Below are 3,980 nucleotides of genomic sequence, written 5' to 3' on the forward strand. Positions count from 1 at the left end.
GCAAACCGAGTACGCCGAGGCCATGAAGCCGTTTGGGATGGAGCGGGGGGTCGAGCACAGCCGGGCCAAGCACGAGGTCATGCGCCACGTCTACGGGGCCCAGGAGCGAAGCCGGGGCGAGCTGGCCACGCTGACCAAGCCAGAGCCGGCCACGCGCCTGAGCATCGAGGGGCCAAGCGGGCTGGACCTGGTCAACCTGAGCAAGTGGCGGGCCGACCAGGAGGCGCGGCTAAACGCGGAGCTGGCCCGGCAGCTCGCCGCCGCAAACGAACGAGCCAGCAAGGCGGCCAGCATCGCGCAGGACAGTGCCGGGGCCAAAGACCGGGAAAAGACCTTAGTGCGGCAGTTGGCGAGCGTAGAGGGCACGAAAACGAAGGAAATCGGGCGGAGGGAACTGTACCAGGGGGCTTGGACCCGCGCGGCCGTGCAGGTCTTGCAGGGTGAACCCCTACCAGAGAAGGTGCTGGAGCACGCCCGACAGGCCCGCGCTAATGTGCAGGTGGAAACCGAAAAACACGTTCAGCAGGCCCTAAAGGCTCCTATTCGCCAAGTCGAGGACTTGACCGAGCAACTAAAAAAGCTCCCAGGGTATACCTACCGGGAGGACGCGGCCACCAGACAGGGCGAGTTGCGCCACACGGCCACCGGCAGCCGGTTCGAGCTGGCCGAACTGAAGCCGGGCGGAGTGTCGATGAAGGAAGCCTACGACCACGCCGTGCAGCGCACCGCGCAACGCGACCAGGAGCAGAGTAAGGGCCAGAGCCGAGGGGGTGGAATAAGCATGAAGTAAATCCGCTCTAACGGGCCGTTCAACGAGTTTCAAAATGGGTGCTTTTCGCTTCGCTTGAAGCACCCATTTTGAAGAGTTAAGAGCAGAAATACGTAACTCATTGACTGGTCGGAAGGTCGTATTTTAATAAATGCAAATCTCGTTTTAGCTAACCCCACTTTTCATTGTAGAAAACGGTAGTAAACCTACAACAAATCATTTTAGGTTTGTTAAACAAAATGTTGTAGGTTTGAGGGGCAATTCTACAACAAGACCATTTAGTTTCTCCCTTCTCAGATACAACTATGAGCCATTCCAGCACTGACCTTGAAGACCATGCACCCGACTCTAACAAGTGGTATAAAAAGCTCACAGACTACCCTTCTAACCGCGAAAATCCATTTCTAGAGCAAGTGGTAGCGGAAATGAAGGTTTCCGTTAAGCGTCAAGCCATTAGACCTAAGAGCCGTGGAGGTGAATCTCACCTAATGCTCGTTGATGGATTAGGTACAGAGCACGGAGAAGCAGCATTCGTGCGTCAGGTTGAGGTCGATGAAGAGGAATTTACCAAACTATTCCGCAAAGGGGTAGCCCAAGTAAGCGGATTAAGTACAAGAGGTACAAAGGTTTGGCTTTATATATGTGACCAACTTAAGCCAGGGGCAACGAGTGTTCACTTCATGCACTCAAAGTGCCTAGAGCATACTGGCTATAAGACTAGAGGCAATATTTTAAGTGGTCTAGCTGAACTACTAGAAGCATCTATTATAGCTCGTAGTCAAGAATCTAGTCTCTATTTTATAAATCCCGCTATTATGTTCAATGGCAACCGAATAACATTCGCTAAGTCATACATCAAGAAGCAGATAACCAATAAATTTCCTACTCAACTTGAGTTAGAATTGAACCCCTATCTCTCACTCGAAGAACTTAAGCAAGTAGCCCACAAAAACGGGCTTTAAGCTATGGAAACCCACAATATCATGTATCCTGAACTAGACGCAGCTGGTGGATTAGGTAACGCTTTAAATGCAGAATTTATCAAGTTGGATTCTTGCCTATCAATTCTGTCTGATAGTTCGTTAGGTAGAATGCCTGTTACTTATTCAGTAGTTGAAAAAGGCAAAAAGTTCTCCCAAATTTATCTCGCAGCTAAAGAGAGACTCTACTTACCTGACTTTTGGAAGGAGGGCGTTTGTTTAGCTCATGGACAGACCAATAACTTGGTCGACCTTGCCAAGTGCATTGACTTTTGGTTATGTAAAGACGTGACAATGCAAGAGTTGTCAGCAGCATTTTCCTTCATCAATCCAAGTGATAAAGCAATCGCCTTCGATGAAAACAGAGAAGTTGAATTCACTTGGGCACGCATACAATCTGACGATTCGAGAGCAGATTTAAAAGCCTTTGTTGACCTAGCAATAAACGATGAAGTTCTAAGTAAGCTATTTCCATTCACCAGCCTTTTTACGCTCTGCTTTAGTAGATGCACAGGGTATCCTTACACCTATGACACCCCAACAATTACCCCAATTGGTAAGAGCGTATTTGGTGGCCATAAGTATGAAGTTAGATTACCTGGTAATAAGATAGCAGGGCGTGGAAATGCAAGGGAAGCACTGGCAATTGTCAAAGCTAATTTGCCCCTAAATATTAAACCAGCAGTCAAAGGGACAGCGGAAAATTTTGTCGATTAAGGCAAAACAAAAGGGAAAAAGGACTTAAGTTTGGGGGCTGTTTGAAGCGTAACCGGCTCTGCTGAGGAGCAACCGGCCAGGAATAAAACAGCCCCCAAACGCGCAAGCCAGCGTTGAAGGTTCGCCCTCTATTGGCCCAGCTTGAAGACCACTTAGCGTTGAAGGTTCGCCCTCTGCTAAGTGGTTTTTTAGGTTTTCAGGCATTTTCCCCGCCGCGCTGTTGGGGGCAGTGGGGAAGCAAGAGGCAGACAGCGCGGCGGGGAGAATGCCGAAGAAAACCTATCCCCGGAACGGGGAGTATTTTGTATTTTCGCCTATGATAGTGCAGTGCCAAAAATGCGGGAAGGACTATGAGCCGAAGCGTCGAGGGGGTAAATTCTGCTCAACCTCGTGCCGGGTGGTACAGCACCAGCTCATCAAAAAGGGCGAGGCATGGGGGAAGCCAGCAAGCGGGGACGAGCGGTATTTAGCGGATAAATTGGTCGCGGTTGGGCGGTCGGCTACGGAAGCACTGGTCCAGGTTGAGGGGTTGCCGGCAGCCGAGGCGTTCGGTCGTTTGCGGACGTTGGTGCAGGGGTGGGCCGGGGTAGCTCACAACTCCATTATCGAAAAGGTGCAGTACAACGAGCAGCAGGAAATGAACGCCCAGGCCACCCGAATGAAGCGCATCCAAAAGAGTAAATAAGGGTATTAGCGTAAGTGATAAGCGTAAGTTTTACCCAACATGTACCCTGAAAAAGACCCGTTAGCGTAAGTAATTATCGTAAACAAGAGGCCCAAAACTGCGCGAGAAAAACAACGGTATAACCCACTATACCGGACTGCGTCCGGTGTGGGGCTTGCAGCCAGCCCTACGCAGCATCTAGCCCCTTTCCCCACTGCCCCATGCCCTACGCCATTTGCCGAGTTGCCAAGATTAAGACCGCCCAGGCGGGCGCGGCCAAGACTGCCCACAACTATCGGCTGCGCGAAACGCCCAACGCGGACACCGAGCGCAAGCCGATGAATCACGAGTACGTTAACACGGCCGAGCGCAATTATTGGGAGCTGGCCACCGAGCGCATTCAGGAGGCCGGAGCCAAAGTCCGGCCTGATTCGGTGCGCGGGGTGGAGGTGCTGCTGACTGCCAGCCCGGAGGCGTTCAAGCGCCAGGCCGATGGAACCCCGCACGACTGGCACGGCAGCAAGTGGGCCGAGGCCAATATTGCATTTCTGAAAGATAAGTTCGGGGGGCAAAATGTGGTGAGCTGCACCTTGCACCAAGATGAGCTAACGCCCCATTTTCACGCCGTGGTGGTGCCCCTCACGGCCGACGGCCGCTTGTCGGCCAAGGACGTGTTCAACCCCAAAACCCTGCGCGCCCTGCAAACCGAGTACGCCGAGGCCATGAAGCCGTTTGGGATGGAGCGGGGGGTCGAGCACAGCCGGGCCAAGCACGAGGTCATGCGCCACGTCTACGGGGCCCAGGAGCGAAGCCGGGGCGAGCTGGCCACGCTGACCAAGCCAGAGCCGGC

Annotated in this window: 5 protein-coding genes; all 5 read left to right on the plus strand. The window is 52.8% G+C overall.

Features of this window, described 5'->3' with window-relative positions; translation table 11 throughout:
* Positions 1 to 790 (plus strand): plasmid recombination protein (locus tag J4G38_RS28025; protein ID WP_226164100.1); only part of this gene is annotated, 790 nt, incomplete at its 5' end.
* Between the two features lie 284 nt (positions 791 to 1,074).
* Positions 1,075 to 1,731 carry a RepA protein gene (locus J4G38_RS28030; protein ID WP_210522201.1) on the plus strand — a complete coding sequence of 219 codons (657 nt, stop codon included), beginning with the start codon at positions 1,075 to 1,077 and terminating at the stop codon, positions 1,729 to 1,731.
* A gap of 3 nt (positions 1,732 to 1,734) precedes the next feature.
* Positions 1,735 to 2,466 carry a DUF6193 family natural product biosynthesis protein gene (locus tag J4G38_RS28035; RefSeq protein WP_210522202.1) on the plus strand — a complete coding sequence of 244 codons (732 nt, stop codon included), beginning with the start codon at positions 1,735 to 1,737 and terminating at the stop codon, positions 2,464 to 2,466.
* A gap of 397 nt (positions 2,467 to 2,863) precedes the next feature.
* Entirely contained in the window at positions 2,864 to 3,151 is a 288-nt protein-coding gene (locus J4G38_RS28040; RefSeq protein ID WP_210522203.1) for a hypothetical protein, read from the plus strand.
* A gap of 200 nt (positions 3,152 to 3,351) precedes the next feature.
* A partial coding sequence (mobV, locus tag J4G38_RS28045; RefSeq protein ID WP_226164102.1) for a MobV family relaxase occupies positions 3,352 to 3,980 on the plus strand: 629 nt, incomplete at its 3' end.

Source organism: Hymenobacter terricola, from assembly GCF_017921975.2.
Lineage (GTDB): Bacteria > Bacteroidota > Bacteroidia > Cytophagales > Hymenobacteraceae > Hymenobacter > Hymenobacter terricola.

Coding starts and splice junctions, on each gene's coding strand:
- J4G38_RS28030 (WP_210522201.1), top strand. CDS start 1,075: ATGAGCCATTCCAGCACTGACCTTGAAGACCATGCACCCGACTCTAAC.
- J4G38_RS28035 (WP_210522202.1), top strand. CDS start 1,735: ATGGAAACCCACAATATCATGTATCCTGAACTAGACGCAGCTGGTGGA.